General features: G+C 67.9%; 2 pseudogenes. One reads left to right on the forward strand and one right to left on the reverse strand.

What is annotated here, in order from left to right:
* Positions 1–42: 42 nt before the first annotated feature.
* Positions 43–1483 (forward strand): annotated as a pseudogene (locus ACFXB5_RS53520) (NF041680 family putative transposase).
* Between the two features lie 290 nt (positions 1484–1773).
* Here ACFXB5_RS53520 and ACFXB5_RS53525 read toward each other — a convergent pair.
* Positions 1774–2202, reverse strand: a pseudogene (locus tag ACFXB5_RS53525) (transposase); the annotation flags it as partial.
* Between the last annotated feature and the right edge of the window lie 99 nt (positions 2203–2301).

Raw genomic sequence — 2301 nt, forward strand, 5'->3', positions numbered from 1 at the left:
GCTCCGACCAAGGTGCACGTGACCACGACGAAGGCCGTGAGGATGAGTCTGCTGTCTGATGTTGTCCGGAGGGAGGCGTTCGCGGAAGCGCCACGCTTCCGGGGCGAGTTCTATGAGTGTCTGGGCGCTCGGCGCGACGAGTTGTTCGAGCTGTCCGACGCCGTGTTGTGTGCGGACGGGGCGGTGAAGTCCCCGGTGGATCTGACGTTGCTGCCGGAGCATCGTCGTGGGCACGGAGCGATGTACGGAGGTCTGAATCACGGCCGGATCGACGTCGGCCGGCTGCGTACCGTGCTGGCCGGACTGTCGCTGCCGGGTTCGAGGGCGGGCGCCTGGTGCTGGCGGTGGATGTGTCGCCGTGGCTCCGCTCGGACGCGCCGTGCTCGGCGGACCGTCTGTTCTGCCACGTCTACGGACGGGCGAAGACGGCCTCGCAGTTCATTCCGGGCTGGCCGTACTCCGTCGTGGCCGTGCTGGAGCCGGGTGCCACGTCCTGGACCGCGATCCTGGACGCGGTCCGGCTCGGGCCCGCGGACGACGCGACCGCGGTCACCGCCGCCCAGCTCCGAGGAGTGGTCGAACGGCTCATCGCCACGGGGCAGTGGCAGGCCGGGAACCCGGCCATCGTGATCGTCAGCGACGCCGGCTACGACGTCACCCGTCTGGCGTGGGTCCTGCGCGACCTACCGGTCGAACTGGTCGGCCGGGTCCGCTCCGACCGCGTGATGCGTCTGCCGAAGCCGCCGAGGATGCACGATGTCAACGGACGGCCACCCAAGCACGGTCCGGAGTCCCGGTTCACCAAGCCGGAGACCTGGCCCGAGCCCGCGATCACCACGGTCACCGACACCGCCAACTACGGCAAGGCCGTCACCCAGGCGTGGGACCGGGTCCACCCCCGGCTCACCCACCGCTCCTCCTGGCTCGACCACGATGGTGAACTACCCCTGGTCGAGGGGACGCTGATGCGGTTGAAGGTGGAGCACCTGTCGAAGGACCGGTATGCCCCGCCAGTGTGGTTATGGTCCTCCAAGGCCAGCGCCACCCCGGACGACGTGGACCGCTTCTGGCAGGCGTTTCTCCGCCGCTTCGACCTGGAGCACACGTTCCGCTTCGTGAAGCAGACCCTTGGCTGGACCACCCCGAAAATCCGCACGCCCGAGGCCGCGGACCGCTGGACCTGGATCCTGATCGTCGCACACACGCAGCTTCGCCTCGCGCGACCGCTGGCCGCGGACCTGCGCCGGCCCTGGGAGAAACCCTCCGGCGCCGACCGCCTCACCCCGGCCCGGGTCCGCCGAGGATTCAGGAACATCCGCGCCCACCTCGCCTGCCCGGCCCGTGTTCCCCAACCCCGAGGCAGCGGCCCCGGACGGCCACCCGGCTCCAAGAACAAACACCGAGCACCCGCTACGCCGTCGGCAAAACCGCCAAACGCCCCGAGACCCTCAAGGCCATCGGCAAGCCCGGAAGATCTTGGTAGATAAAGAACAAGGTAAGCGCCTGTGTGTGAGCTGGGCATGACGTAGCAGTCGGTGTTTCCCACCTCAGAAAGCGAACGGCCGGGTTCGGGCGGTGAGATCAGCTGGTCGACGGGCTGACGGCCACGGTCTCGTGGTGCGAATGCCCGAAGGGGCGGTCGCGGTGATGAGAGAATGACGCCGAAGCGTTCGCTCGGTGGCTTGTGGGTGGCGGTGGTGACGGTGACCGCCGTCCTTCTCAGTCGCGCCTGGCTTCGCGGGAGGTCGGCTGTCCACTTCTGCGGGAGCTTCGGCGGGTGATGCGCCTGGTCATGAGGGTGATCGCGGCCCAGGTGATCAGCGATTCCCAGTGCTGGATGAGGCGTTCGTAGTCGCGGGCGTGTCGGCGGGCGTGCATGACCCAGGCGTGTGAGCGCTCCACGACCCAGCGGCGGGGCAGGACGACGAACCCGGGGGTGTTCTTCGGGCGGCTGACGGTCTTGATCGTCAGGTTCAGGTAGGTCTTCGCCCAGGTCACGAGCTGTCCGGCGTAGGCGGAGTCGGCCCAGACGATGGTGATCTCGGAGTGCATCAGCCGCAGCCGGAACAGGACTTCCTTGGCCGCGTTGCGGTCGGTCATGTCGGCCGGGGTGACCATCACGAACAGCGGCAGGCCCTTGGTGTCCACGACCAGGTGCCGCTTGCGGCCGTTGATTTTCTTCCCGATATCCCGGTGCCGGGATAATGGCAATTATCTGGGGGCGTCGGTTATGGCGGGTCGGGTGGCTATGGCTGGCTGACGTTGGCGGATTCGGAACAGGGATGTCATAACGGCGGTCCT

The organism is Streptomyces sp. NPDC059455, assembly GCF_042750115.1.
GTDB lineage: Bacteria > Actinomycetota > Actinomycetes > Streptomycetales > Streptomycetaceae > Streptomyces > Streptomyces endocoffeicus.